The organism is Aestuariibaculum sp. M13, assembly GCF_024723255.1.
GTDB classification, from domain to species: domain Bacteria; phylum Bacteroidota; class Bacteroidia; order Flavobacteriales; family Flavobacteriaceae; genus Aestuariibaculum; species Aestuariibaculum lutulentum.
The window spans coordinates 1,088,575-1,112,762 of record NZ_JANIAC010000001.1; the positions used below are offsets into that span (position 1 = coordinate 1,088,575).

General features: G+C 35.3%; 24 protein-coding genes. 7 read left to right on the top strand and 17 right to left on the bottom strand.

The features are described 5' to 3' along the window. Positions 1-54 precede the first annotated feature (54 nt). Entirely contained in the window at positions 55-1,857 is a 1,803-nt protein-coding gene (locus NO995_RS04640; protein ID WP_258226475.1) for a rhamnogalacturonan lyase, read from the top strand. Here the strand turns inward: NO995_RS04640 and NO995_RS04645 are convergent. Together NO995_RS04645 and NO995_RS04650 are read right to left on the bottom strand one after the other, a co-directional pair. Further along, complete coding sequence (locus NO995_RS04645) at positions 1,847-2,575, bottom strand: geranylgeranylglyceryl/heptaprenylglyceryl phosphate synthase (protein WP_258226476.1); 729 nt, start codon at positions 2,573-2,575, stop codon at positions 1,847-1,849. The genes NO995_RS04640 and NO995_RS04645 overlap by 11 nt on opposite strands. Beyond that, positions 2,576-3,202 (bottom strand): 4'-phosphopantetheinyl transferase superfamily protein, encoded by a 627-nt coding sequence (locus NO995_RS04650; RefSeq protein WP_258226477.1) that lies wholly within the window; start codon positions 3,200-3,202, stop codon positions 2,576-2,578. A gap of 128 nt (positions 3,203-3,330) precedes the next feature. On the opposite strand from NO995_RS04650, the gene ahcY reads away from it, so the two are divergent. Beyond that, entirely contained in the window at positions 3,331-4,647 is a 1,317-nt protein-coding gene (ahcY, locus tag NO995_RS04655) for an adenosylhomocysteinase (protein WP_258226478.1), read from the top strand. A gap of 195 nt (positions 4,648-4,842) precedes the next feature. Here the strand turns inward: ahcY and NO995_RS04660 are convergent, their stop codons facing one another. The 8 genes from NO995_RS04660 to NO995_RS04695 all read right to left on the bottom strand — a co-directional run bounded on the left by NO995_RS04660 (position 4,843) and on the right by NO995_RS04695 (position 13,255). After that, a complete protein-coding gene (locus tag NO995_RS04660; protein ID WP_258226479.1) occupies positions 4,843-5,118 on the bottom strand; it encodes a hypothetical protein in 276 nt (91 codons plus the stop codon). Between the two features lie 120 nt (positions 5,119-5,238). Next, complete coding sequence (locus NO995_RS04665; protein ID WP_258226480.1) at positions 5,239-6,258, bottom strand: phytase; 1,020 nt, start codon at positions 6,256-6,258, stop codon at positions 5,239-5,241. 13 nt (positions 6,259-6,271) lie between these two features. Then, positions 6,272-9,112, bottom strand: coding sequence for a TonB-dependent receptor (locus tag NO995_RS04670; RefSeq protein ID WP_258226481.1), 2,841 nt, complete (start codon positions 9,110-9,112; stop codon positions 6,272-6,274). A 158-nt stretch (positions 9,113-9,270) separates the two neighbouring features. Further along, positions 9,271-10,845 (bottom strand): tetratricopeptide repeat protein, encoded by a 1,575-nt coding sequence (locus tag NO995_RS04675; RefSeq protein ID WP_258226482.1) that lies wholly within the window; start codon positions 10,843-10,845, stop codon positions 9,271-9,273. A 138-nt stretch (positions 10,846-10,983) separates the two neighbouring features. Further along, the gene (rpmA, locus tag NO995_RS04680) at positions 10,984-11,244 is read right to left on the bottom strand and encodes a 50S ribosomal protein L27 (protein ID WP_188222886.1); all 261 of its coding nucleotides are present in this window, start codon (positions 11,242-11,244) and stop codon (positions 10,984-10,986) included. A gap of 23 nt (positions 11,245-11,267) precedes the next feature. Further along, positions 11,268-11,750 carry a 50S ribosomal protein L21 gene (gene rplU / locus NO995_RS04685; protein ID WP_258226483.1) on the bottom strand — a complete coding sequence of 161 codons (483 nt, stop codon included), beginning with the start codon at positions 11,748-11,750 and terminating at the stop codon, positions 11,268-11,270. A gap of 95 nt (positions 11,751-11,845) precedes the next feature. Continuing rightward, positions 11,846-12,289, bottom strand: coding sequence for a DUF4199 domain-containing protein (locus tag NO995_RS04690; RefSeq protein ID WP_240572179.1), 444 nt, complete (start codon positions 12,287-12,289; stop codon positions 11,846-11,848). A gap of 90 nt (positions 12,290-12,379) precedes the next feature. Continuing rightward, positions 12,380-13,255: a DMT family transporter gene (locus tag NO995_RS04695; RefSeq protein ID WP_258226484.1), complete on the bottom strand. Its 876-nt coding sequence runs from the start codon at positions 13,253-13,255 to the stop codon at positions 12,380-12,382. Between the two features lie 100 nt (positions 13,256-13,355). Here NO995_RS04695 and NO995_RS04700 point away from each other — a divergent pair, with 100 nt between their 5' ends. Then, positions 13,356-13,841: a heavy-metal-associated domain-containing protein gene (locus tag NO995_RS04700; RefSeq protein WP_258226485.1), complete on the top strand. Its 486-nt coding sequence runs from the start codon at positions 13,356-13,358 to the stop codon at positions 13,839-13,841. A gap of 51 nt (positions 13,842-13,892) precedes the next feature. On the opposite strand, the gene gldD is transcribed toward NO995_RS04700, so the two are convergent. The 4 genes from gldD to mutY form a co-directional block, all read right to left on the bottom strand. Next, positions 13,893-14,480 (bottom strand): gliding motility lipoprotein GldD, encoded by a 588-nt coding sequence (gldD, locus tag NO995_RS04705; protein ID WP_258226486.1) that lies wholly within the window; start codon positions 14,478-14,480, stop codon positions 13,893-13,895. After that, positions 14,470-15,783, bottom strand: coding sequence for a gliding motility-associated protein GldE (locus tag NO995_RS04710; protein ID WP_240572183.1), 1,314 nt, complete (start codon positions 15,781-15,783; stop codon positions 14,470-14,472). The genes gldD and NO995_RS04710 overlap by 11 nt, the downstream gene beginning before the upstream one ends. 43 nt (positions 15,784-15,826) lie before the next feature. After that, positions 15,827-16,279, bottom strand: a complete 453-nt coding sequence (locus NO995_RS04715; RefSeq protein WP_258226487.1) for a single-stranded DNA-binding protein — start codon at positions 16,277-16,279, stop codon at positions 15,827-15,829. 114 nt (positions 16,280-16,393) lie between these two features. Further along, positions 16,394-17,434 (bottom strand): A/G-specific adenine glycosylase, encoded by a 1,041-nt coding sequence (gene mutY / locus NO995_RS04720; protein WP_258226488.1) that lies wholly within the window; start codon positions 17,432-17,434, stop codon positions 16,394-16,396. Between the two features lie 138 nt (positions 17,435-17,572). On the opposite strand from mutY, the gene NO995_RS04725 reads away from it, so the two are divergent. The 4 genes from NO995_RS04725 to NO995_RS04740 all read left to right on the top strand — a co-directional run bounded on the left by NO995_RS04725 (position 17,573) and on the right by NO995_RS04740 (position 21,027). Beyond that, entirely contained in the window at positions 17,573-17,863 is a 291-nt protein-coding gene (locus tag NO995_RS04725) for an HU family DNA-binding protein (protein WP_188214535.1), read from the top strand. Positions 17,864-18,285: 422 nt separating this feature from the next. Beyond that, complete coding sequence (locus NO995_RS04730; protein ID WP_258226489.1) at positions 18,286-19,833, top strand: ribonuclease E/G; 1,548 nt, start codon at positions 18,286-18,288, stop codon at positions 19,831-19,833. A 202-nt stretch (positions 19,834-20,035) separates the two neighbouring features. Next, entirely contained in the window at positions 20,036-20,494 is a 459-nt protein-coding gene (locus tag NO995_RS04735) for a GNAT family N-acetyltransferase (protein WP_258226490.1), read from the top strand. Between the two features lie 2 nt (positions 20,495-20,496). After that, complete coding sequence (locus NO995_RS04740) at positions 20,497-21,027, top strand: YfiT family bacillithiol transferase (protein ID WP_258226491.1); 531 nt, start codon at positions 20,497-20,499, stop codon at positions 21,025-21,027. A 69-nt stretch (positions 21,028-21,096) separates the two neighbouring features. Here NO995_RS04740 and NO995_RS04745 read toward each other — a convergent pair whose 3' ends face one another. From NO995_RS04745 to NO995_RS04755, 3 genes are all read right to left on the bottom strand, one after another. Continuing rightward, complete coding sequence (locus NO995_RS04745) at positions 21,097-21,882, bottom strand: carbonic anhydrase (protein WP_258226492.1); 786 nt, start codon at positions 21,880-21,882, stop codon at positions 21,097-21,099. A 208-nt stretch (positions 21,883-22,090) separates the two neighbouring features. After that, positions 22,091-22,981, bottom strand: a complete 891-nt coding sequence (locus NO995_RS04750; protein ID WP_258226493.1) for a neutral zinc metallopeptidase — start codon at positions 22,979-22,981, stop codon at positions 22,091-22,093. 119 nt (positions 22,982-23,100) lie between these two features. Continuing rightward, positions 23,101-24,141, bottom strand: coding sequence for an NADP(H)-dependent aldo-keto reductase (locus tag NO995_RS04755; protein WP_258226494.1), 1,041 nt, complete (start codon positions 24,139-24,141; stop codon positions 23,101-23,103). Between the last annotated feature and the right edge of the window lie 47 nt (positions 24,142-24,188).

Here is a 24,188-nt window from a genome sequence, read left to right on the forward strand (position 1 = left end):
CCTTATATATTTACCTTTCTTTTATTTAATATTTCCAGTTTTGCGCAAAACCAAATGGAAGATTTAGATCGTGGTACTGTAGCTGTTAAAACCAATGAAAATGAAGTTTTGATAAGTTGGCGCATTTTGGCATCCGAATTTGAAAACGCATCATACAATATTTACCGTGGTTCAAAAAAATTAAACGACACGCCCATCTACGGTGCCAGTAATTTTATTGACAAAACACCCTCTTCTGAAGCCTATAGCATTTCGGCTATAATTAACGGAAAGGAACAAGAAAAATCTAAACCCGTAGCTGCTTGGAACGATATTTACAAAATGATTCCGATAACTGCTCCAAAAGGCGGCATTTCACCTGATGGACGCGAATACAAATACACAGCCAACGACGCCTCTGTTGGCGATTTAGATGGCGATGGCCAATATGAAATTGTATTAAAATGGGAACCCACAAATTCACACGACAATTCCCATCGAGGATACACTGGAAACACCTTTTTACAAGGTATTGAATTTGATGGCACTATTTTATGGACTATTGATTTAGGAAAAAACATTAGATCTGGTGCGCACTACACACAATTTATGGTATATGATTTAGATAGTGATGGAAAAGCTGAAATTGCATGCAAAACCGCTGATGGAACTACAGATGGCAAAGGAAACATATTAGGACAAGCTGATGCCGATTACCGCAACGAAAGAGGCTATATTTTACAAGGCCCAGAATATTTAAGTGTATTTTCAGGCGAAACTGGTGAATTTATTACAACCGAACCTTACATTCCTCCACGTGGTAATATAGCCGAATGGGGCGACCGCTATGGAAATCGTGTGGATCGGTTTTTAGCCTGCGTAGCTTATCTGGATGGGAAACACCCGTCGATAATTTTTACTCGCGGATATTATACGCGCATCGTTATTGCTGCCTACGATTTTAAAAACAAAAAATTAAAAACCCGCTGGATTTTCGACACGAATACTAAAGGCAATGAAGCCTATTTTGGTCAAGGTAATCATAATTTAGCCGTTGGCGATTTAGACGGCGATGGCTTCGATGAAATTCAATTTGGTTCTTGTGCTATAGATCATGATGGCACAGGTTTATACTCTACAGAATTTGGTCATGGTGATGCTGCTCATCTGGGTGATTTCGATCCAACGCGCAAAGGACTTGAATATTTTATGTGTCATGAAGAAGCCAATGGCACAACTATTCCCGCCATCGATTTTAGAGATCCGAAAACCGGAGAAGTATTATGGAGCGTTAAAGGTACAGGCGATTTTGGTCGTGGTGTTACAGCTGATATTGACCCTAATTATTTAGGTACTGAAAGCTGGGCTTCAAATGGTTCGGGAATTCATAATGTGAAAGGCGACGTTATTTATAAAACTTATCCAACCGCCGGACGTCGTGGTGCCAGCTGGAATATGTTTGGTTGGTGGGATGGTGATTTGTTACGTGAAATTGTTGATAAAACAGTCATCACCAAATGGAATTACGAAACTAAAACTACCGATATGCTTCTAAAAGCTTACGATTATGATGGCATGCGTTTAAGAAGTAATAACTGGACCAAATCGAACCCCTGTTTAATTGCCGATATCTTAGGAGACTGGCGTGAAGAAGTCATCTGGAGAAATGAAGATAACACCGAGCTAGTCATCTTTTCAACACCCTTCCCAACGGAGCATCGCATTTTTACCCTAATGCACGACCCGCTGTACCGCGTTAGCATCGCCTGGCAAAATGTAGGCTACAATCAGCCAGCACATACAAGTTTTTATCTGGGTCACGGTATGAAAAAACCAAAAACACCGAATATAGAGATTGTAAAAAGGCCTAAGAAATAGCTACATTATTGAAAAAAGATTCATCTTCTTCTAAAGCGGTACCAATAACAACCATATCGGCTCCTGAGTTGTATGCCAATTGTAATTGTTCTTTGCTTCGAATGCCTCCACCAACGATTAAAGGTATATTCAATTCAGTTTTAACTGAAGTTATAATTTCAGAAGTTATCGGATGCACTGCTCCGCTACCAGCTTCCAGATAGATTAATTTCATTCCGAGAAGCTCACCTGCTTTGGCTGTATCAACAATTTTTTGAATATCAGCTCTGAGCATGGGATTGGTTTCTGTTACGCGTTGAACTGCCGTTTCTTTGCCATTTTCAATAAGTAAATAACCCGTTGGAATGACTTCCAAATCTAAACCATGGAGTTTTGAAACAGATGCGACATGTTTCCCAATAAGGTATTCAGGATTCCTACCTGAAATGAGACTTAAAAACAACAAGGCATCAGCCTTTTCGGTAATTTGTGTGACATCTCCAGGAAATAAAACCACAGGTAATGATGTGTATGTTTTTATAGCTTCAACCAAAATATGAGTCGCGTCATCTTCAACGGCACTTCCACCTACAAAAATATGCGTCGCTACCGAAGCATTTACCTTTGTAATGAACTCCGGAACAGATTCAACAGCAAACTTATCAGGATCAATTAAAACAGCTAATAACTTTTTACCAGAATCAATAGCCGTGATTATGTCTTTATATACCGTTTTCATTTAGGCCATGGCATAAGCACAGGTAAAACCTTCAAACTCTAAAAACTGAACGTTATATCTGTATTTTTTATCTTCATAATCAATCCAGGCAATGGTTTCGCTGGCATTATCAGAAGCTGGAATCATTAAACAGTGTTGTTTAAAACTCAATCCCGGCGTTGCAAAAAGCTTATAAAGTGATTCTTTTACACACCAAATTATAGTAAGCTTATTAATGTAATCTTCGGCGTTTTCATCTAAATAATTGTACTCGTAATCAATAAATTTATGAGCAATCAACTGAATTTTTTCCCTTTGTTTTTCAATATCAATTCCAATAATACCATCACTAACAATCACCGCCGAAAAATTAAAGGAATGCGTAATAGATATTTGTTTACCATCTTTTAAATGCGGCTTGCCATTTTCATCGTAAAACAAATCAGAATCGTTATAACCAAACTCCCTTAAAAGATGCCTCACACTTAAAAATCCGCGCTGATGCAATTCACTTTTCATCCCTAAAACCCGATTCAAACTTTCTGGTTTTAAGGCTAATCCCTGCATTAAATCATCAAAAGACTCTGTTATTTTCCAGATTTTAACAGTAGTTTGTGAATTTGGAGTAATGGTTTTATAAAGAGGCATTTAATATTCTAAAAGTTATGGTTATCTTTGCACCGCCTAAGGCAATTTTACATTCTTGACAGGCGAATTTAACTATTTATGTTTTAACCACAAGAATGTTTAGTTTTAAAAACAAAACAAAGATTAATATGAGTACAAAAACAATTCCTTACGTAGCACATAAAGTAAAAGATATGTCGCTTGCAGACTGGGGTAGAAAAGAAATAGAATTAGCCGAAGCTGAAATGCCGGGATTAATGAGTTTACGTGAGGAGTATGGTGCTTCTCAACCTTTAAAAGGTGCTCGTATTGCCGGATGTTTACACATGACTATTCAAACGGCTGTATTAATTGAAACGTTACAGGCTTTAGGTGCCGAAGTAACCTGGAGTTCTTGTAATATTTTCTCAACTCAAGATCAGGCTGCTGCTGCAATTGCTGCTGCCGGAACTGCTGTTTATGCATGGAAAGGTATGAACGAAGAGGAATTCGACTGGTGTATCGAGCAAACTTTATTCTTTGGTGAAGACAGAAAACCATTAAACATGATTCTTGATGATGGTGGTGATTTAACCAATATGGTTTTAGATAAATACCCAGAGTTAGCTGCTGGAATTAAAGGTTTATCTGAAGAAACCACTACAGGTGTTCACAGACTTTACGAGCGTGTACAAAATGGAACATTACCAATGCCGGCGATTAACGTAAACGATTCGGTTACTAAATCGAAATTCGATAACAAATACGGATGTAAAGAAAGTGCAGTAGATGCTATTCGTCGTGCTACGGATGTGATGCTAGCCGGAAAACGCGTTGTAGTTTGTGGTTATGGCGATGTTGGTAAAGGAACTGCAGCTTCATTTAAAGGTGCAGGGAGTATTGTTACCGTAACAGAAATCGACCCAATTTGTGCATTACAAGCTGCTATGGACGGTTACGAAGTTAAAAAATTAGAAACTGTAGTTGGAAATGCGGATATCATCATCACAACAACAGGAAATAAAGACATCGTTAGAGCTGAGCACTTTAAAGCAATGAAAGATAAAACCATCGTTTGTAACATTGGACACTTCGATAACGAAATCCAAATGGCTTGGTTAAACCAAAACTACGGAAACACGAAAGTAGAAATCAAACCTCAGGTTGATAAATACAACGTTGATGGGAATGATATCATCATCTTAGCTGAAGGTCGTTTAGTAAACTTAGGATGTGCTACAGGTCACCCAAGTTTTGTAATGAGTAACTCATTCACAAACCAGACTTTAGCTCAAATCGAACTTTGGACTAATGCCGAAGCTTACGGAAACGAAGTTTACATGTTACCTAAGCACTTAGACGAAAAAGTTGCCAAATTACACTTAGCTAAAATTGGTGTGGAGCTTACCGAGCTTAGCGATGAACAAGCTAAATACATTGGTGTAACTGTTGAAGGGCCTTACAAACCTGAACACTACAGATACTAAAATTAATTTGTCACACTGAGCTTGTCGAAGTGTGGTTTTATTATATCATTATACACAAAATCCCAAGTTTCAAGGCTTGGGATTTTTTATTTTGGGCAATTGCTAAAGCACCGCGCTTTCCGCTATATCTTTTCTTCGTACTGAATGTATTTCAGCCTCTCAGAAAAGGATGCCGCTGCAATCGCTATTGCGCAACTATTCATCAACCACATCATCTTCGAAATACCACCATAAACTGGAATCTATTGCCTTTTGCATCTTAACTATATCTACATCATCTTTAAGGAATACCGTAATATTTTCATTCGACCGATTTTGCTCAACAGTTTCTCTTATTTCTATAAAATCGATTTCATTAAAATGTTCAAGATGTGTTTTTATCTTTTCATCTAAAGATTCATCACCTAAATAAATTTTAATGGTTTGTTGCTTTGGGGAATTTCTGATTTCAGATCTAAACGGAAGATGCATAAGCTTGAATTTTAAGAGAAATAACTAATTTAACTTGCATTAAATTAATCAATTCTTCCGAAAAAATCAATAAAAAAAGCCTTCCTGTTTAAAGGAAGGCTTTACATTCAAAAAAACTAACTAATCAACTAACTTAAGTAAACCTAAGTCGTGAAATAAAAATGTTTTGTTATCGCTCATAGAAACAAACAGCCCGTTTGGGTACTTGCTCCCTAAAGCTACTGTGGTTACATCGCAACCATCGGTTTCTACTGTTCCTAAATTAATAGCTTTTATAAAAGCGTTGGTTTTTAAATCGAACACGTTAAAGGTATGTGCTTGCTGGTTTGACACAATTAAAAACCCTTTATCCATGTAATTTGCAATAGCAATCCCTTCAATATCTGACTTAAAGTGCTCGCCTCCAAACAAACTGATTTCGGCATTACCATCTTCTGGATTGGCATGGTATTTTCTAATCCCAACACCTTCATCAGAATAATACACATATCCTGAAGCATCATCAACAGCAATGGCTTCAATTTCTTTTTGTCCGCTAAAAGTTCCTACTTTTCTAAGCAAGTTTGCTTTTACACCTAATGAATCAGACAACAATTCGTATTGATATAAATACCCTTCGGTTGGTCCTACTTTTCGACTTACAAAAAAGGAAATAGCTCCACTTTTCGGATTTTTATAAATTGAAACGCCCATTGGTCGTTTCATCTCCACATCAGTTTCATCGGCGAATACTTTAAAACCACCGTTATCTAAAGGGGTCATGTCTGGCACCGAATACACACGAACCTGGTGCTTTTCCCTTTCAGTGAATATCATAATGTCGGTTTGTGTAGAATCGTTTAATTTAAAACCATATTCTACATCCACATTATTCGGGTAACTCACTCCTGTTAGACTTTTCTCTGGAATTATTTTTCCGTCAAGATTAAAGGCATACACACCACCATTAACCTCATCCTTATCGGTACCAAACACAATGCTTTGCTCCGGATTGGCTTTATTCACCCAAATCGCAGGATCATCAGTATCGTGAGGTGTGGTTTCGGTTATTGCTGTTGCTACAATTTCAGGTAGTTTAGGTCCGCAACTTACCATTAAAGCTGCGACACCTAAAACTAAATTTATTTTTAATTTTTTCATTTATATTCTAATCTTACTTCTTTTTAAACAAATCGTATTTTAAACCAAAGTTCAGGCGTTTTTCATAGTATTCCATTTGCATGGTCCTTCCTTTTACTCCTTGGTAATAACGTAATGGTTGATTTGTGATATTATTTAAATTCACATATAAACTCAACTGTTTTGATAAGGCTACATTAGCATTAAAATCTAAGAAAAACTGTTTGTCGTAGTAACGATCTTCGAATGCACGACCACCAATTTCATCAACATACGCATCAGAGAAGTTTCCTGATAAACGTACGCTAAAGTGTTTATCGGCATAGCCCAACGACCCGTTAAACATGTTTGGTGCTGTATTTGGCAAATCTAAATCGGTACGCTCGTCGCCATCTTCGTTGTAAATGCCATCGGTATTCGATGTTAAATACGTGTAGTTTAAATAAATACTGAAGTTTTTAGCAAAGCCTGGTAAGAAATCTAAACGACGTTGTAAAGACACCTCAGCACCAAAAACTGTTGCACCGTTTCCGTTTAATGGTTTGTAAACTTCAAATCCATTGTCGTCTTCAGAAACATTAGTATAGATAAAATCCTGGATGTCTTTATAGAATACACCTCCTGATAATAAACCAACAGATTTAAAATACTGCTCGGCCATAATATCGAAGTTCATCGATGTTGTTGGGTTTAATTCTGAATTACCAAAATAAATCTCTTCATCCTCATTGTTAATTTCCTGATAAGGCACTAAATCTACGTAATTAGGACGCGCCAAAGTGTTTGTCCATGCAAAACGTAACACGGTATTATCGGCCACATTATATTTTAAATGTACACCAGGCAACAGGTTTGTATAGTTGCCTTTATCTTTAACAATTTGCGTCCCGTCGTAGTCACCATCTTCGTTAAACACTAAAGTATTTCCCTCACTATCTATGGTTGTATGCTCTAAACGCACACCCGCTAATAAGGTAAACTTATCTGAAAACTGCTGACTTAACATCGCGTAACCTGCATAAACATTTTCGTTTACATCGAAGTTAGCCGTTAAATATTCATCCGGAAGATCTTCACCTTCAAAAAGGCTACTATCATAAAGGTTTAAACCTCCTAAATAATCTGCTGAAGCAAAACTTCCAATTTGATACTGACTTCCGGCAAGGAAATCGTTATCGGAATAATTTCTGGTTGGAATATCACCTAAAATATCTAAAGCTCCGGTTTCATCGCTATATTCCATAAAGTCATTGGTTCTGTTTTTATTTTTCAAACGACTTTTAAATCCGAATTTTAAAAACCCTTCCTGATCTTCAACCAAAGTTAAAGGCGCTTTTACGTTTACAAAGAAATTAACATCTTCTTCTTCGGTATACTGATTTTCTTCGGTAATTTCATCTAATTCAAATAAGCTAAAATCGGCATCGGCAGCGCTTAAAGGCGTAAACAAAGGCTTATCTCCATTATTATTGAATGCTACTCCGTATTCGCTTTCATATTCTAAATAACGCTCATTTAAACGTTCTTCTGAAGCTTTTGAGTAAGATGCCATCCAATCTAATTTTACACTACCAAATAAGTGATCTCCACCTAAGCTGTAGTTTTGCATACGCTGATCTTCGAGACGTGCATTTTTGTTACGTCCACCAACAATACCACCTTTGGTCTGACGCTTAGCTTCAACAGGGAAACTCGTTAAATTTCCGTTAGCATCAACTGTGAAATCACTTGCACCAATATCTTCACCATCTAAAATTTCGTTTTCTAAACGGAAACGATTCTCACGGTCGTCTCTCCAATTATAAATAGACTTAAAATATAAACTGTTGTTTTGATCTAATTTATAATCGAAGTTAGCCGAAAAACTACGACGCACACGTTGCACTAAATATTCTCTAATTTCAAATACTTTAGCATACGGATTAACAGCTACTTCTTCTAAGTTGTCTTCGTCGCCATTATTGAACTCGAATTCGTCTTCCCATTCGGCTTCAACGTTATCACTACCAAAATCGTTATCGTTGATAGAAGCCGAAACCATCCAACCGAATTTATCATTTTTAGAACGGTTTCCTAATAAGAACGATCCGTTTAAAATACGCTTATCGGTAATAAAGTTAACACCAGAACCGGCAGTAGCCGATAAACGAAAACCTTGAGGTGACGTTCTGGTAATTAAGTTTACCGAACCACCAAGTGCATCTGCATCCATATTTGGCGTTACCGCTTTATTTACCTCAATACTTTGAATCATGTCGGATGGAATTAAATCCATTTGAACATTACGGTTATCACCTTCAGCCGAAGGTATACGACTGCCGTTTAAGGTTACAGAGTTTAATTGTGGTGATAAACCACGAATAATAATGTTTCTCGCCTCCCCTTGATCGACTTGCATGGTAATACCAGGAATACGTTTTACAGCATCACCCACGTTAGCATCCGGGAACTTTCCAATTTGATCAGTAGACACGATATTGGTAATATTTTGCTTGTTCTTTTGCGTATTTAATGCTCTGGCTTGTCCGCCTAAACCATACCCTGTAATAAGGACTTCATCTAAAGTGGTAGATTCAGAACTCATGGTAATATTTAAAGCTACAGTCTGGTTTGCTTTAACAGTAACTTCTTTCTCCACGCTGGCATAACCTAAAAAGCTAACAATTAATTTCTGAAGTCCATCGCGAACTTCAACTAGTGTATACGTACCATCGAAATCGGTAACTGCTCCTTTATTAAAACCTTGAACTGCCACAGTGGCTCCTGGTACCGCAATACCGTTTTCATCGGTAATAACCCCTTGTATATTTCCGGTTTGTGAAAAGCTACTTAAAGTAAATCCAAGCAGCATTAAAAAAACTAAATAGTGTTTCATTTTTGAGTTGATTATTTTTAGTTAAATTCTTGGAGCAAAACTACCAACCAACTCTTTTAAATAGCTAAAGCCTGTGTTAACAAACCGTAACAACCTCCCGTGCACAGGGTATATTACAAAGCAACATTAACATTCAGGTAACATTGCATTAAGTTTCACTATACATTAGCCAGAAACACATCTAACTTCTCTTTGGGCTGAAGCGGTAATTTTTTTCGCATGCGGTAACGTGCAATCCGAACACTATCGGGTGTAATATGAAGAATGGATGCCATATCTTTTGAAGACAAGTTTAATCGTATAAGCATACACAAGCGTAAATCGGAAGTTGAAAGCTCTTCTATAGCTTCTGCTTTTAATTTATCAAAGAATCCTGGATGAATTTGCCCGAAGAAACCTAACAATTCACTCCATTCGTTTTGTTGCGACAGTTCAAAATCGATATCTTTCGCCAGACTTTCTAGTTTACTTTTTATAAACTCGCTATTTCTGTCCTTTATATTAATCAAAGTTCTGGAAACATCAGCAAGCATTTTATTTTTTTGCGCCAGATTTAAACTGTAATTCGTTAATGCCGACACCTGAATGTCGATTTCACGTTTTAATGCTTTTTCTTCTGAAGTTTTCTTTTCTAAATCGGCTTTTAATAATTGCTGTTTAAATTGAAGAATGGTTTTTTCCTGTTTCTTTTTCTTTTTAAAATAGACTAAAATCACAAAAAACAAAACGGTTAAAGCAACAGCTAACAAGACGACAACCAGTTGCCTTTGCTTAATTATTTCATTTTGTTTACTTAAAAGTTCAAGTTGATTTTCACGTTCCTTTACTTCATGTAAAATTTGCAGCGAACTAACCAATTCGGCATTATGGCGCTTTAATTCCTGCTCGTTAGTAATGGTTTGATTACTTAAATTCTGATAGGCTTTTTCAAAATCGCCCATTTCTGCATACGTGCGTGCCATATCTTTTAAAGCACTCTCTTCCTGCGATCCGTTTTTAGTTTGCAGGGCCAAACTTAAAGCTTGCTCCGTATAAAACAATGCCTTATCATATATTCCCGATTTACGATTGGCATCACCAAGATTGTTAAGAATATTGTTTCGAATATCTGAAGTACTATTTTTTGCGTAATCAAATGCTTTTAAAAAATACCTGTAAGCTACATCATACTGTTCAAGATCTTCATAAATACTTCCAATATTTTCATTGGTTATAGCCAATCCCGTGCTGTCTTTTAAGGTTTGATAAAGTTCTAAACTTCTGTTTTGATATTTTAACGCATCATCATATCTCTGCTCCTTTTCAGAAACACTACCTAATAAAGCATTAGCCTTTGCTAATCCTTTTTTATAATCTAGATAATTTGACACCTCTAAGCTTTCTTTTAAAAAAGATTTAGCTTCATCAAATTGTTTAAAACCAAGATGAATTTCGGCTAAACGCGCATTGAGCCATACAAATAATGTATCTTTGTTATTGTCATAATCCTGCGCTAAATGGTATTCTTTAACAGCTTCGCTATCCAGACCTAAATTCAAATAAAAGTCCCCAAGTTTTGTGTAAATTGTCGCTATTACTAGAGAATCTTCTTTAAAACGAGCATCCTTTAATTGCGACTTAAAATTAGTGAATTTTACATCGACCTGAAAAGAAGTGATTGAATCCTGAGCCTGGCCAAAAACCGACAGAATAATAAAACATGAAGTTAAAAGAAATTTTAAGTAATATACCATCGCAAGTTTCCAAATAAAACTTTAAAGAAACATAACTTATATTACTTGAAAATGTATTTAATATTAACTTATAATTATTAAACACGAAAACCCTTCCTGTAAACAGAAAGGGTTTAATATCTTAAAAAGAATTGTTTCTTAAGCTTCGAAAGGCTCGATAGAAACGTAAGACTTGTTGTCTTTCTTTTTAGTGAATTTTACAACGCCATCAACTTGAGCGTGTAAAGTATGATCTTTACCTTGGTAAACATTTTCACCTGGGTGGTGTGTGTTACCTCTTTGTCTAACGATAATGTTTCCAGCTAATGCAGCTTGACCACCAAAAATCTTAACACCTAATCGTTTCGATTCTGATTCTCTACCGTTTTTCGAACTTCCGACTCCTTTTTTATGTGCCATTTTATTTCGATTTTATTTTGTTATTAACTTAAAGCAGCGATTAATTCAGCTTTTTTCATTGTAGAAAATCCTGAAATATCTTTTGCTTTCGCTAGTTCTCTTAATTCAGCAACAGTTAAAGCGCTTAAGTCTTGAGAAGCGTCAGCTTTAGGAGCCTCTACTTTTTTCTCAGCTTTTGCAGCTGGCTTAGCACCTGAAGCAACGATACTTTCAATAACAATCTCTGTTAAAGCTTGTCTGTGACCGTTTTTTACACGGTAACCTTTTCTACGTTTCTTCTTGAAAACTATTACTTTATCACCTTTAAGGTGCTTTAAAACTTTTGCTCCTACTTGAGCTCCGTTTATAGCTGGGGCGCCTACAGTTACATTGTCACCGTCGCTTAAAAGAAGTACATTATCAAAAGATACTGCGTCACCTTCTTCTGTTGCTAAACGATTAACAAAAACTTTCTGGTCTTTTTCAACTTTGAATTGTTGCCCTGCTATCTCTACAATTGCGTACATAGCGTAACGTTTATTAATTAAATTTGTTATAAATACTACTAACCTTATATAAGGCGGGTGCAAATATACTGCTAATTAATTAATTTACAAACGTTTTATTTAGTTTGCGTGCTATTTTTTAAAAATTGCATAACTGCCAGAGTTGCAATAACTGTTGTCGCGAATCCCATGATTAAAACCACAAAGGTAACTAAGCCTGTATCAGCGTCTAAACCTCCTTTTAGGACTTTAAATAATTCTGATAAAAATCCGGCATTGATTTCGGTAATGTAAAACAAAAAGAAAAAAGTAAATAAAATGGCCGCAATAAAACCAGTTATAAGTCCGGTTTTAAAACCCTCACCATACGAAAACGCTTCTGGTTTTTCTAGTTTAGTGAGCTTAATGGCTTCGTAAATACCAAAAGCGGTAATAACGGCATTAAAAAAACTAAACGCCGGATAAATGTGCCTGTGAAACAAAGCCAAAATTAAAAAATACGCAATTAAAACGGCACTGGTAACCAGACCAAATCGGATAGGAAGAGCTATTTTTTTCATTTTTACTAAAAATTTATTCTCTTAAATTTCGTGAAAATTCCTGAAAAAAAATAATTTAAATCAAATTATTACCTACTGAATATCTGAAAGTTATTGTTGTTTGTGTACTAAAAAAACACCTAAAAGAATTACAAAACTAGCCGCACCCTGAACTAAACTAAAGCGCTCACCATCAAGAAACCCCCACATTAAAGCAACGATTGGCATGACATACGTTACCGAAGATGTGAATACCGGCGTACTTATTTTAACCAGTTTATTGAACATAATTTTAGCCATAGCCGTTCCAAAAAACGATAAGGTTGTAATATAAACCATAGACATTTTAAATTCCGGATTTCTAAATGTCTTTTCAGAAAAGAAATCCACAAAAAACAACATAATTATGGCCGGAAAAAAGATAACTGTATAATTACCCGCAGCTATAGTTAAAGGCTTCACATTATGAAGATATCGTTTTATGATATTCACATTTAATCCATACATCAAACCTGAAAGCAAAATAAAACCTGCATACCAGTAATTTTGATTTGGGTTAAGTTCTGCCCCATTCAACATTAAAATACAAGAACCAACAAACCCGATAACCAACCCTAAAAACTGACGCTTAGACGAAGGAATATTAAAAAAGGCCAAGCCTAACCAAAAGGTATGTATAGGCACTAAGGAATTAAGTACCGAGGTTACCGCACTATCAATTTCGGTTTCTGCTATGGCGAATAAAAACGCAGGAATAAAAGAGCCAACCAACCCTGAAATTGCTAACCATTTCCATTCGTTAAGGGTTACACTTTTCAACCCTCTAAACCCTAATGCTAATAAAATTAATGATGTTATTAAGTTCCTCAATACCCCAAGTTGCATTGGAGTTAATCCCAAAAGTGACTTTTTAATTAAAATAAAAGAACTTCCCCAGATTAACGAGAGTACAAATAAATATACCCATTTTAAATTTTGACTTTTCACTCAGCATTTTGTTTATACAACAAAATTAGAGTTCTAAAACCAACAAACCGTATTATTTAGTAATTTTGTGCTTCATAATACCCTTATAAAACCATTGAAAATGAAAAACATATTCTTTATTGCCCTATTATCTCTTCTTGCTTTTAATTGTAAAAATAAAGCTGAAGCTGAAGTAAAAACTGTTGAAGTTGCAACGACCGGCACTCAAGAGTTAGACCCAAATGCAAAATACGCTAAAGCTGAATTTACCGTTGAGGGTATGACTTGCATGATGGGATGCGCTAAAACTATTGAAAACAAATTAGCTAAAATGGAAGGCGTTAAATCTGCTAAAGTAGATTTCGACAAAAAATTAGCCATGGTTGAATACAACGAAGCGCTGGTTACTCCGGAAAATTTAACAGAAACTGTTGCTCTTGTTAGCGACACTTATAAAGTAAGCGACATGAAAACTGTTGATAGTTTTTCAACTGAAAAAGCATGTAATGCCAACTGTGCTAAAGCGTGTTGTACTAACAAAACTGCAGAAGAAAAAGCTGCTTGCGCTAAAGATTGTAAAAAAGCTTGTTGTGCAGAAAAAGCCTAACTTCTATTAATAATACATAAAAAAAGCGTCTCGAAATCGAGACGCTTTTTTTTATTTCCACCTTAAGGTTTCCATAATATGTTGAATATCTTTTTCCAGATAATTTGCGGCAGGTAAAATAGAATCGTAGTTGGGTTTTGCATAAAAATATAACGACCCTGTTAAAAAGTGATTCACACTATCGGTCACGTAAAACTGTGCCGGCGAAGCCACATCGCCTTTCACTTCAGAGAAAACACCATAAACTCTTTCTTTTTTGTTTTCAAAAGGAAACATTGGAGGAACTTCTTCAGCTTTAATCATGTGCTCTATAGTAAGTTTTTCCGCATCACGTAAATACTTTTCCAGTATTTCCTCATCATTATTAACAGCCTTATATGTAATAAAAATTGTCCCTTTCATTGAAGGATATTGCAAATCAACTCCATAACTTTCAACAGACGATTGCATAGGTTTTACATTAACCTCAGTTGCCAACTTGTTGGTTTCAAACGAAAATGGCAAACCTGTAAAATCCGGTTGATTATATTTATGTTCAGGGTAATCTAATCGTAAAAATGCCTTTGGCTTAGGCACATAATCTTCGCCACAAGACACACATAGCAATACAAATAAAAGTAAGTAAATATTATACTTCATCTAGAATGGTAAATTTTACAAGCTTTATACGTTTCTTATCTAAAGCTTCAATTTTAAAAACGAAATTTTTAAAATTTATTTTACTATTTAACTTCGGAAAGCTTTTTGAAATCTCTAACACAAATCCCGCAACGGTTTCGGCTTCCCCTTTGTTTTCTTCAAAAACAGTTTCGTCTTCAATTTTAATAATCTTATAAAAATCTTTCAGTGCTGTTTTGCCTTCAAACACATAATTATGGTCATCAAGCTTTGAATAGGTTAAATCTTCATCATCAAACTCATCGCTGATATCTCCAACAATTTCTTCTATAATATCTTCTAAAGAAATTAAACCGGAGGTTCCCCCATATTCATCAACCACAACTGCCAAATGCACTTTCTTATCCTGAAATTCGGTCATTAAATCATCTAGCTTCTTATTTTCAGGAACAAAAAATGGTTCACGAAGAAGCGTTGTCCAATCGAACTGTTTTCTGTCAATATAAGGCAGTAAATCCTTCACGTAAAGAATCCCTTTAATCGTATCTATATTATCCTGATACACAGGAATACGAGAATATCCGTTTTCAATAATTTCATTTAGAACATCGGCATATTTCTGCTCTATATTTAAAGCAAAAATATCAATACGGGGGCGCATGACCTGTTTGGTATCGGTGTTTCCAAACTGAACAATACCTCTAAGTATTTTATGTTCTTCTTTTGTGGTATCTTCTTCACTGGTTAACTCTAAAGCCTGTGATAATTGATCGACGCTTAAATTAGATTTTTGTTTTCCTAATCTGTCATGAATCGCCAAGGTAACACTTCGCATGGGTAAACTTAACGGCGACAACAACACATCTAAAACCTTTAGCGGATAAGCCATAAAAACAGCAAAGGTTATATTATTACGACTGGCATATATTTTCGGTAGAATTTCTCCGAATAATAAGATTAAGAAAGTTACGATTACCACTTCGATAATAAACTTAATTAACGCCGATGTTATTCCTGAAAACAAAAAACCACTTAAGTAGGCGAATAAAATAACCACCGCAATATTGATAAAGTTATTGGCCACAAGAATAGTTGCCAATAATTTTTTTGGGCGGTCCAATAAATCTGAAATAATTTGAATGCGTTTAGACTTCTCTTCTAAACCTTTTTCTATATCGCTACGCGAAAGTGAGAACATAGCAACTTCGGCACCAGAAATAAGTGCAGAACAACATAGCAGTACAAATAATAACACAAAACCAAATACAATTGAATAATCAACTGCTGCTATTAAACTACTAAAACTGGCGGGCTCAGGGTCCAAATACAAAAATTTAAGTTAAACATAAACGCTACTTGGCGTTTCTTTAAAATGGAAGATCGTCGTCTTCAATAGGGTCGCTGGAAACAGGTTTACTTTCAACAGGTTTAGAAACTTGCGGTGCTGCACTTGGGGTGCTCCCCATTTGCGCTTCACTTTCCTTTTTAGTGGTTAAAAATGTAAAGTCCGTGCATTGAATTTCGGTTGAGTAACGCTCGCTACCTGATTCGTCAGTCCATTTTCTGGTTTTCAGACGACCTTCAATATACACCTTGTCCCCTTTGCTTAAATACTTCTCACAAATTTCGGCTCCTTTATTTCTAACTACAATATTATGCCACTCTGTATTGGTTACACGCTCGTTAGTTTGTTTGCTAACGTAGGTTTCATTTGTTGCCAAAGGAAAACGCCCCACGCAGCCACCACCTTCAAAATAGTGCATTTTCACCTCGTCGCCTAAATGACCAATTAACATCACTTTATTTAAAGTTCCAGACATATATATTTACAGTTTATACAAAAGCAAAATTACAGAATTGCTTTTCATTATTAAGAATCGATTTCCATTTTTTTAAAATTAACAAAAAAATGCGACCGGCAATAAATAACCCAATTAAAAATTAAAAGCCTCTATAAAATTACCTATTAATATAGGTACTGCATAATCGGCTACAGAAGCAATAGAAACACCACTTTTTAATTCGTCTTCAAGCTTTACAATCCAGAATTTGGTATGCAAATGCTGATGTGAAAGTTTATGTACAATAGATTCCTTATTATATAACGACAACTCAAAAGACCTGTCTTTTAATAACTGGTGCTTTTCTGCTAAGCTTTTCATTTCAGTAAAACCGACTTCATTTTTAGTTTCTACTAAAGGAAACTGATACAGGTTTTGCCAAATACCTTTTCCTTGACGCTGCTCTAAAACCGTTTGATTATCATCTGAAAGAATAACCAGAAAATTAAAATGTTTAACCTTGGCTTTATTAGCCTTTAACTTTACCGGAAGGTTTTCAACCTCACTTTTGTTATACGCTATACAACTATTAATAAACGGACAGGTGTCACAATTCGGGTTTTTAGGTTTACAGTGCATTGCCCCAAACTCCATAATGGCCTGATTAAAGGTTGCCGGATCCTTCTTATCGATAAGCTCCTGTGCTAAGGCTTTAAACTCTTTATTCCCTTGCGTAGTATTTATAGGAGTATCGATACCGAAATAACGCGATAGCACACGATAAACATTTCCATCTACTACCGCAGCAACTTCATTAAAACATATTGAAGCTATAGCACTGGCTGTATAATCGCCAACACCTTTTAATTTTAATAAGTCTTTATAGTTATCCGGAAATTTTCCATTTAATTCGTTAGCTACATACTTCGCAGTTGCATGTAAATTCCTAGCTCTGGAATAATATCCTAATCCTTGCCATAATTTTAACACCTGGCTTTCGGATGCGTTAGCCAAATCGAAAACAGACGGAAATTCGGCGACAAATGCGCTGTAATATGGCAGTCCTTGCGCAACTTGTGTCTGCTGTAAAATAATTTCTGATAGCCAAATATAATAGGGATTTGCGGTTTTTCGCCACGGTAATTCACGCTTATTATTTGAATACCAATTATTTAAAGTTTTATAAAATATCATCAACCAAATAAATACAGCGAACAAAAATAAACGTTTATAATCTTAAATTTTAATGAATTAGGTTTGAAATATTGAATATTTAATTCCTATATTTGCATCCCTTTTAAAATTATAGTAATCTAATAAAAATATATTAAAATGACGAAGGCTGATTTAGTAGCAAAAATTTCTGAGAAATTAGGAATTGAAAAAGGTGATGTTCAAGCGACGGTTGAAACATTTATGGAAGAAGTAAAATCATCTTTAGAGGCGGGAGATAATGTTTACTTAAGAGGTTTTGGAAGTTTCATCATCAAAACAAGAGCTGAGAAAACAGGTAGAAATATCTCTAAAAACACTACTATTAAGATACCATCTCACAACATTCCTGCATTTAAGCCTGCTAAAGTATTTGTTGAAGGCGTTAAAACTAATGTAGAGGTTAAATAACAACGAAACATTTAAAAGAAATTATTAATTTAAAAAACAGTATTTATGCCAAGTGGTAAAAAACGTAAGAGACATAAGGTTGCTACGCACAAGCGTAAGAAACGTAGACGCGCTAATCGTCACAAAAAGAAAAAATAGTCAAGAAAAGTAGTTAACAGCTACTTTTTTTGGTTTTTACAAAACAAAACGTTCTTTGAAATGAGTTCAAGAGAATGTGGGTACATTTTGTGCCTTTCCTGAACTCCACGGATTTTAAAAAATCCTGTGAAATCTGTTGCTATTACTGGCATCAGATAAAAAATTAAGTATAATCCATCTGTACAATTAAGTTCTAGTTACTGGTTTTTAGTCTATTAGCATATTGCTAAAAAAACAGAAAATTATAAACTATAGCCTAGAAAGTATGGATAAAAATTAACTAAATGGATAAAGAATTGATCATTAGATCTAGTTCCGATGATGTTGATTTTGCCTTATTAAAAGATGGAAAACTAATTGAATTACAGAAAGATGAAGGTGGTAATAACTTTTCGGTTGGTGATGTGTTTATAGCCAAAATAAGAAAAGCTGTTCCTGGTCTAAATGCTGCATTTGTTAATGTAGGTTATGAGAAAGATGCTTTTTTGCATTATCATGATTTAGGACCAAAACTTCCTTCCCTTCTAAAATTCACAAAAAGTGTAAGCACAGGTAAACTAAAAGATTTTTCTTTAAAAAATTTCCCATTTGAAAAGGATATTGATAAAGACGGTAAAATTGCCGATGTCTTAAAATCAAATCAGTCGCTATTAGTACAAATAGTAAAAGAACCAATTTCTACCAAAGGCCCTAGGATAAGCTCAGAGCTTTCTATTGCCGGTAGATATATTGTTTTAGTTCCTTTTTCTAACCGTATTTCTATTTCTCAAAAAATAGAAGACAAAGAAGAAAAAGAACGACTAAAACGTCTGGTAAAGAGTATTACTCCTGCCGGATTTGGTATTATAGTTCGTACGGTAGCACAAGGCAAAAAGGTAGCTGAACTAGATAAAGATTTGCAAAATTTGTTAAGTCGTTGGACAGCAATGTGCAAAAAGCTACACAAAGCCCATCATCCAAGTAAAGTATTAGGTGAAATGAATAAAGCCTCGTCTATTTTACGAGACATTTTTAACGACACCTTTAATGCAATTCATGTTGATGATGAAGAGCTTTACTTTAAAATTAAAGATTACGTGCACGAAATTGCACCTAACAAAGAATCAATAGTTAAACAGTATCAATCAAATGTTCCAATTTTCGAAAAATATGGAATAGAAAGACAAATTAAAACCTCGTTTGGCAAAACCGTATCTATGGCTAAGGGCGCCTATCTGGTAATAGAACATACCGAAGCCCTGCACGTTATAGATGTAAACAGTGGTAATCGTTCTAACAAAGCCAACAATCAAGAGGAAACCGCATTAGAGGTTAATTTAATAGCCGCTACCGAAATTGCCCGACAACTGCGTTTACGCGATATGGGAGGTATTATTGTAGTCGACTTTATAGATATGACTAATGCAGAAAACAGGCAGAAGCTCTTTAATCATTTCCGTGATGAAATGAAAGATGACAGAGCGAAACACAAAATACTGCCCCCAAGTAAATTTGGATTGATACAAATTACAAGACAACGTGTACGCCCAGAAATGAACATAAAAACCAGGGAACAAAACCCTGATGAACTTATGAACGACTCTGAGGTTGAGGCTCCAATAGGAATTGTGTCTAAAATAACTCACGATCTTGAAAAACTATTAAAAAAAGACTATAAAAAGTTGACTTTAAACACACATCCTTTTATAGCAGCCTTTTTAACAAAAGGTTTTCCATCTATACGTTCAAAATGGTTTTTTGAACATAAGAAATGGGTTAAAATTTTACCAAGAGATGCTTACACATACCTGGAATATCACTTTTTCGATAAAGATGGTAATCAGGTTAAATAACCTTTTAAAACCCCTGCTAGTTCTAGTTTGGGGTTTTCTTTTTTTATAATTATGGCGTTACCTTTCGCTCTGCTTCAGGTCGGGCTATACGCTTCAAGTCTTCGTTCGTAACTCACTGCGAGCTTTACACTACTATCCCTAACGCACTTTTACAAATTAAATTCTAAGGTATTAACTATCTTAGTTACCTTAATTCGTTTTTATGATTACCTTATTAAGAACCACCTCAAAAAACAACGATTTTATTGCATTAGTCAAACATCTCGATGCCGATTTAGCAAGACGTGATGGAGACGACCACGCCTTTTACGCTCAGTTCAATAAAATAGATTCTATTAAACATGTCGTTGTCGCTTACTCCAATAAAACACCCGTGGCTTGCGGAGCTATAAAACCATATAACGAGACTACTATGGAAATAAAACGGATGTATACCACCGAAGATTATCGTAGCCAAGGCATTGCTTCAAAAGTATTGTATGAACTCGAACAATGGGCCACTGAATTAGCATACAAAACATGTATTTTAGAAACCGGAATTAAACAGCCAGAAGCCATTAAACTTTACTCAAAAAATGGTTATCACCTCATCCCAAATTACGGACAATACACAAATGTAGCAGAAAGTAAATGCTTTGAAAAACACTTAAACAACTTCTAAATATGAATACAAATATCGAGCACTTAAAATATCCAATAGGGACGTTTAAATCTTCCGAAATCATTAGTGAAACACAAATAAAGGACTGGATAAAAACAATTCGCAATTTCCCAACACAACTTAAATTAGAAGTCAAAGACCTAAGTGTATCCGATTTAAAAAAAACATACAGACCCAACGGATGGAACATTATGCAAGTGGTTCATCATTGTGCCGACAGTCATATGAATAGCTTTATTAGATGCAAACTTGCACTTACTGAAGAAACCCCAACAATAAAGCCATATCACGAAAATCTCTGGGCGGAATTACCCGACGCCAATAATCCTTCAATAGAAAGCTCACTAATCATTTTAGAGGGTTTGCATCAACGATGGACGTTCCTACTGGACAGCCTAAATGCATCAGATTTAAATAAAAGCTATTTTCATCCCGAATCTCAATCCTATGTAAACCTAAAAACCAATATTGGTATTTATGCCTGGCACTGCGAACACCATTTAGCCCACATTAAAATTGCTAAAAACTCTTAAAAAAACAAGATGTAATCAAATAAAAACCCCTGCTAATTTCTATCAGGGGTTTTCTATTTTATGTTGTAATTAATAATTATAATTAACTCTTCTTCCGTTTAATGGCTGCGCATTACGGTAGTTATTAATCGGCATATTAGACCTCAGCTTCAACACTTCTGCTTCCGAAAGGATTATAGGCTCTTTAAAAACAATCCAATTTACATTTTCTGTACACGGCGGTGTTGTTAAAGACCCCTGATATGAATAATATTGTTTTTCATTTAGCATTAAACTTGACAAATCGACATGCTGATTAATTTCCTTAAAAGCGCCTTCCTTAATTGGTAAAAAGCTCTCAAAAAACTCAAACAAAACACTTCCTTCTCCTTCTTCTCCTAAAACCCCTAATACGGTAACTTCTCCATCACTATTCATATGCACCAAATGCATTTCTATTGGATAAACAATCCCGTTAATTTTATGCTCAGAAGGTTCATGAAAATGAATCTGCTTTAAAAAATAGGTTTTGTTTTTATAATTTATGGAATCTCCTAACTCAAAATCAAATTGAATGGAATGTCCATTATTTTCAACCTTATTTATAAATGTCGTTGGATTATACTGTATTTTCAGGTTTGTTTGTTGTAAAGAATCGACATCCCTATGAATAATATTAATTGGCGATTGAAATGCGCCTCCACAAGAAGAATTCTTTTCAATTTCCTCCCAATGTTCAGGTGAGGTTTCTCCAGAATAACTCCAGTGCCTTTTCTCATGTATATTCAGAGCAAGATCTTTAGACTTTTTAGCTGCTTCTTGACATGAAAACAACATAATAGAAAAACATAAATAACAGATAATTCGAGTATTCATAATTAAAATGAAATGGTTAATATCATCAAAATTACATATCGAATTTCCTATAAAAACTAACTTTTGTCAGCTTATCATATATCTGTAATAAAACTTATTAACTATTTCGTTTTCGGAGGGTTATAATAAATATATCTATTAGATAAATAAAAAGCTTAGACTACCATCTAAGCTTTTTATTAAAACATTTATACAAGGTGAAGATAAACTACAATGAACTCGTACTGAACGTATCTCCCTGCGACAAATCTCCAGTATCGAATCCTTTTTTAAACCATCGCATACGTTGTGCCGATGTACCATGAGTAAAGGAATCTGGAACTACTCTACCTGTCGAATTCTTCTGCAACCTGTCATCGCCAATAGCATTAGCCGCATTAAGAGCTTCTTCTAAATCACCGGTCTCCATCATACGCATCATTTCCTGTGAATGATGTGCCCAGACACCGGCTAAGAAATCGGCTTGAAGTTCTAAACGCACCGAATATTTATTATACTCTGTTTCACTAAGCTGACTTCGCAATCGATTCATCTTATCTGTAATTCCCATTATTTTTTGAATATGATGCCCTACTTCGTGTGCAATAACATAAGCCTGAGCAAAATCTCCAGGAGCATTTAACTGACGCTCCATATCATCAAAAAAACTTAAATCGATATATAATTTTTCATCACCAGGACAATAAAAAGGCCCTGTTGCACTTGATGCCGTGCCACAAGCTGATGATACCGAACCCGTAAACAACACCAAAGTAGGCTCACGGTAATTATCTAATAACTTATTCCAAACATCTTCTGTATTAGCTAAAATAGTCGCACTAAATTGAGCCAATTCTTCATCTTCTGCGGTAGGCTGATAAGACGATGACGATTCGGTTGGAACTCCTCCTCCTAACAATTGACCAATTAAGCTTAATGGATTTTTCCCCATTAAAAAAGAAATCACCAAAAACCCACCAACAATAAACAATCCTACTTTTGAAAACAGGAGTTTAAAAAGTGGTCTAAGCAACAATGGATTAAATCCGCCCCCACTCGAACTTCCTTGCCCTCTGCGATCGTCAACGTTAGAACTTTGTCTTCTACCTTGCCATTTCATTTTAAATCAATTTAATACGTGTAACCAGAACAATTTACATATATTTTCTATATTATAAATTAATCCATTTAAAAGCTATTCAAAATGAAAACATATTGAATAAAACCAACATATATTTTCTAGGTTGCCGGATTTGGAATAACAGCATGTACGGCATTTATTTGCTCTAAAACAGCATCACTCAATGTCACATTAATAGAATTAATATTCTCCTTTAACTGTTCTAAAGACGTTGCTCCAATAATATTACTCGTAACAAATGGTTGCTGATTTACAAACGCCAGACTCATTTCGGCCAAAGTCATATTATTATCTTCAGCTATCTTTAAGTATCGTTTTGTTGCTTCTGTACATTGTTCACTACTGTAACGTGCAAACCTTGGAAACAGCTTTAAACGTGCATTATCGGCAGCTGTACCCTTTATATATTTCCCGGAAAGCACACCAAATGCCATTGGTGAATATGCCAACAAACCAATATCTTCACGCATAGAGATTTCGGCTAAATCGCCTTCGTAAGTTCTGTTTAATAATGAATAAGCATTTTGAATGGTTCGCATTCTTGGCAAACTATGACTTTTCGATTCTTCAAGAAAACGCATCGTTCCCCAGGCTTTTTCGTTTGATAACCCGACATGACGAATTTTTCCCGCTTTAATTTGCTCATCCATTTTATGTAAAACTTCGTTAAAATTGTCGGTCCACTCATCGCTGGGGTTATGCACGTAATCGCGTTTTCCAAATGTATTGGTTTCACGCTCCGGCCAGTGAATCTGATACACATCAATATAATCGGTTTGCAGGCGCTTTAATTCATTATCCACCGCTTCTGCAATAGAGTTTCCTTGCAGACCTGATGTTCTAATATGCGCCGTATAATCGCTTGGTCTTCCAACGATCTTACTGGCTATAATGACTTGCTCTCTATTATTTCTTTTCTTTAACCAGCTACCAATAATTCTACTGGTTTCTCCCTGAGTTTCCGGACTTGCAGGTACCGGATACATTTCGGCAGTATCTATAAAATTTACACCTTGCTCTAAAGCATAATCGAGTTGCTCATGACCTTCTGCCTCGGTGTTTTGATTTCCCCAGGTCATGGTTCCTAGGCAAATTTTACTGACTTTTATATCGGTTTTTGGTATGGTTGTATATTTCATTGTTCTAAATAATTCTTTTAAAAATTTAAACATTAAAGATAAAAAAA

Excerpts from the sequence above, each read along its gene's own strand:
- NO995_RS04690 (WP_240572179.1), bottom strand. The coding sequence starts at position 12,289 with ATGAAAAAAATAGCTCTTCCTATCCGATTTGGTCTGGTTACCAGTGCC.
- rplU (WP_258226483.1), bottom strand. The coding sequence starts at position 11,750 with ATGTACGCAATTGTAGAGATAGCAGGGCAACAATTCAAAGTTGAAAAA.
- NO995_RS04660 (WP_258226479.1), bottom strand. The coding sequence starts at position 5,118 with ATGCATCTTCCGTTTAGATCTGAAATCAGAAATTCCCCAAAGCAACAA.
- NO995_RS04665 (WP_258226480.1), bottom strand. The coding sequence starts at position 6,258 with ATGAAAAAATTAAAAATAAATTTAGTTTTAGGTGTCGCAGCTTTAATG.
- NO995_RS04730 (WP_258226489.1), top strand. The coding sequence starts at position 18,286 with ATGGATAAAGAATTGATCATTAGATCTAGTTCCGATGATGTTGATTTT.
- NO995_RS04640 (WP_258226475.1), top strand. The coding sequence starts at position 55 with ATGGAAGATTTAGATCGTGGTACTGTAGCTGTTAAAACCAATGAAAAT.
- NO995_RS04645 (WP_258226476.1), bottom strand. The coding sequence starts at position 2,575 with ATGAAAACGGTATATAAAGACATAATCACGGCTATTGATTCTGGTAAA.
- mutY (WP_258226488.1), bottom strand. The coding sequence starts at position 17,434 with ATGATATTTTATAAAACTTTAAATAATTGGTATTCAAATAATAAGCGT.
- NO995_RS04755 (WP_258226494.1), bottom strand. The coding sequence starts at position 24,141 with ATGAAATATACAACCATACCAAAAACCGATATAAAAGTCAGTAAAATT.
- NO995_RS04700 (WP_258226485.1), top strand. The coding sequence starts at position 13,356 with ATGAAAAACATATTCTTTATTGCCCTATTATCTCTTCTTGCTTTTAAT.
- NO995_RS04650 (WP_258226477.1), bottom strand. The coding sequence starts at position 3,202 with ATGCCTCTTTATAAAACCATTACTCCAAATTCACAAACTACTGTTAAA.
- NO995_RS04670 (WP_258226481.1), bottom strand. The coding sequence starts at position 9,112 with ATGAAACACTATTTAGTTTTTTTAATGCTGCTTGGATTTACTTTAAGT.
- NO995_RS04740 (WP_258226491.1), top strand. The coding sequence starts at position 20,497 with ATGAATACAAATATCGAGCACTTAAAATATCCAATAGGGACGTTTAAA.
- NO995_RS04745 (WP_258226492.1), bottom strand. The coding sequence starts at position 21,882 with ATGAATACTCGAATTATCTGTTATTTATGTTTTTCTATTATGTTGTTT.
- NO995_RS04725 (WP_188214535.1), top strand. The coding sequence starts at position 17,573 with ATGACGAAGGCTGATTTAGTAGCAAAAATTTCTGAGAAATTAGGAATT.
- NO995_RS04750 (WP_258226493.1), bottom strand. The coding sequence starts at position 22,981 with ATGAAATGGCAAGGTAGAAGACAAAGTTCTAACGTTGACGATCGCAGA.
- NO995_RS04735 (WP_258226490.1), top strand. The coding sequence starts at position 20,036 with ATGATTACCTTATTAAGAACCACCTCAAAAAACAACGATTTTATTGCA.
- gldD (WP_258226486.1), bottom strand. The coding sequence starts at position 14,480 with ATGAAGTATAATATTTACTTACTTTTATTTGTATTGCTATGTGTGTCT.
- rpmA (WP_188222886.1), bottom strand. The coding sequence starts at position 11,244 with ATGGCACATAAAAAAGGAGTCGGAAGTTCGAAAAACGGTAGAGAATCA.
- NO995_RS04675 (WP_258226482.1), bottom strand. The coding sequence starts at position 10,845 with ATGGTATATTACTTAAAATTTCTTTTAACTTCATGTTTTATTATTCTG.
- NO995_RS04715 (WP_258226487.1), bottom strand. The coding sequence starts at position 16,279 with ATGTCTGGAACTTTAAATAAAGTGATGTTAATTGGTCATTTAGGCGAC.
- ahcY (WP_258226478.1), top strand. The coding sequence starts at position 3,331 with ATGAGTACAAAAACAATTCCTTACGTAGCACATAAAGTAAAAGATATG.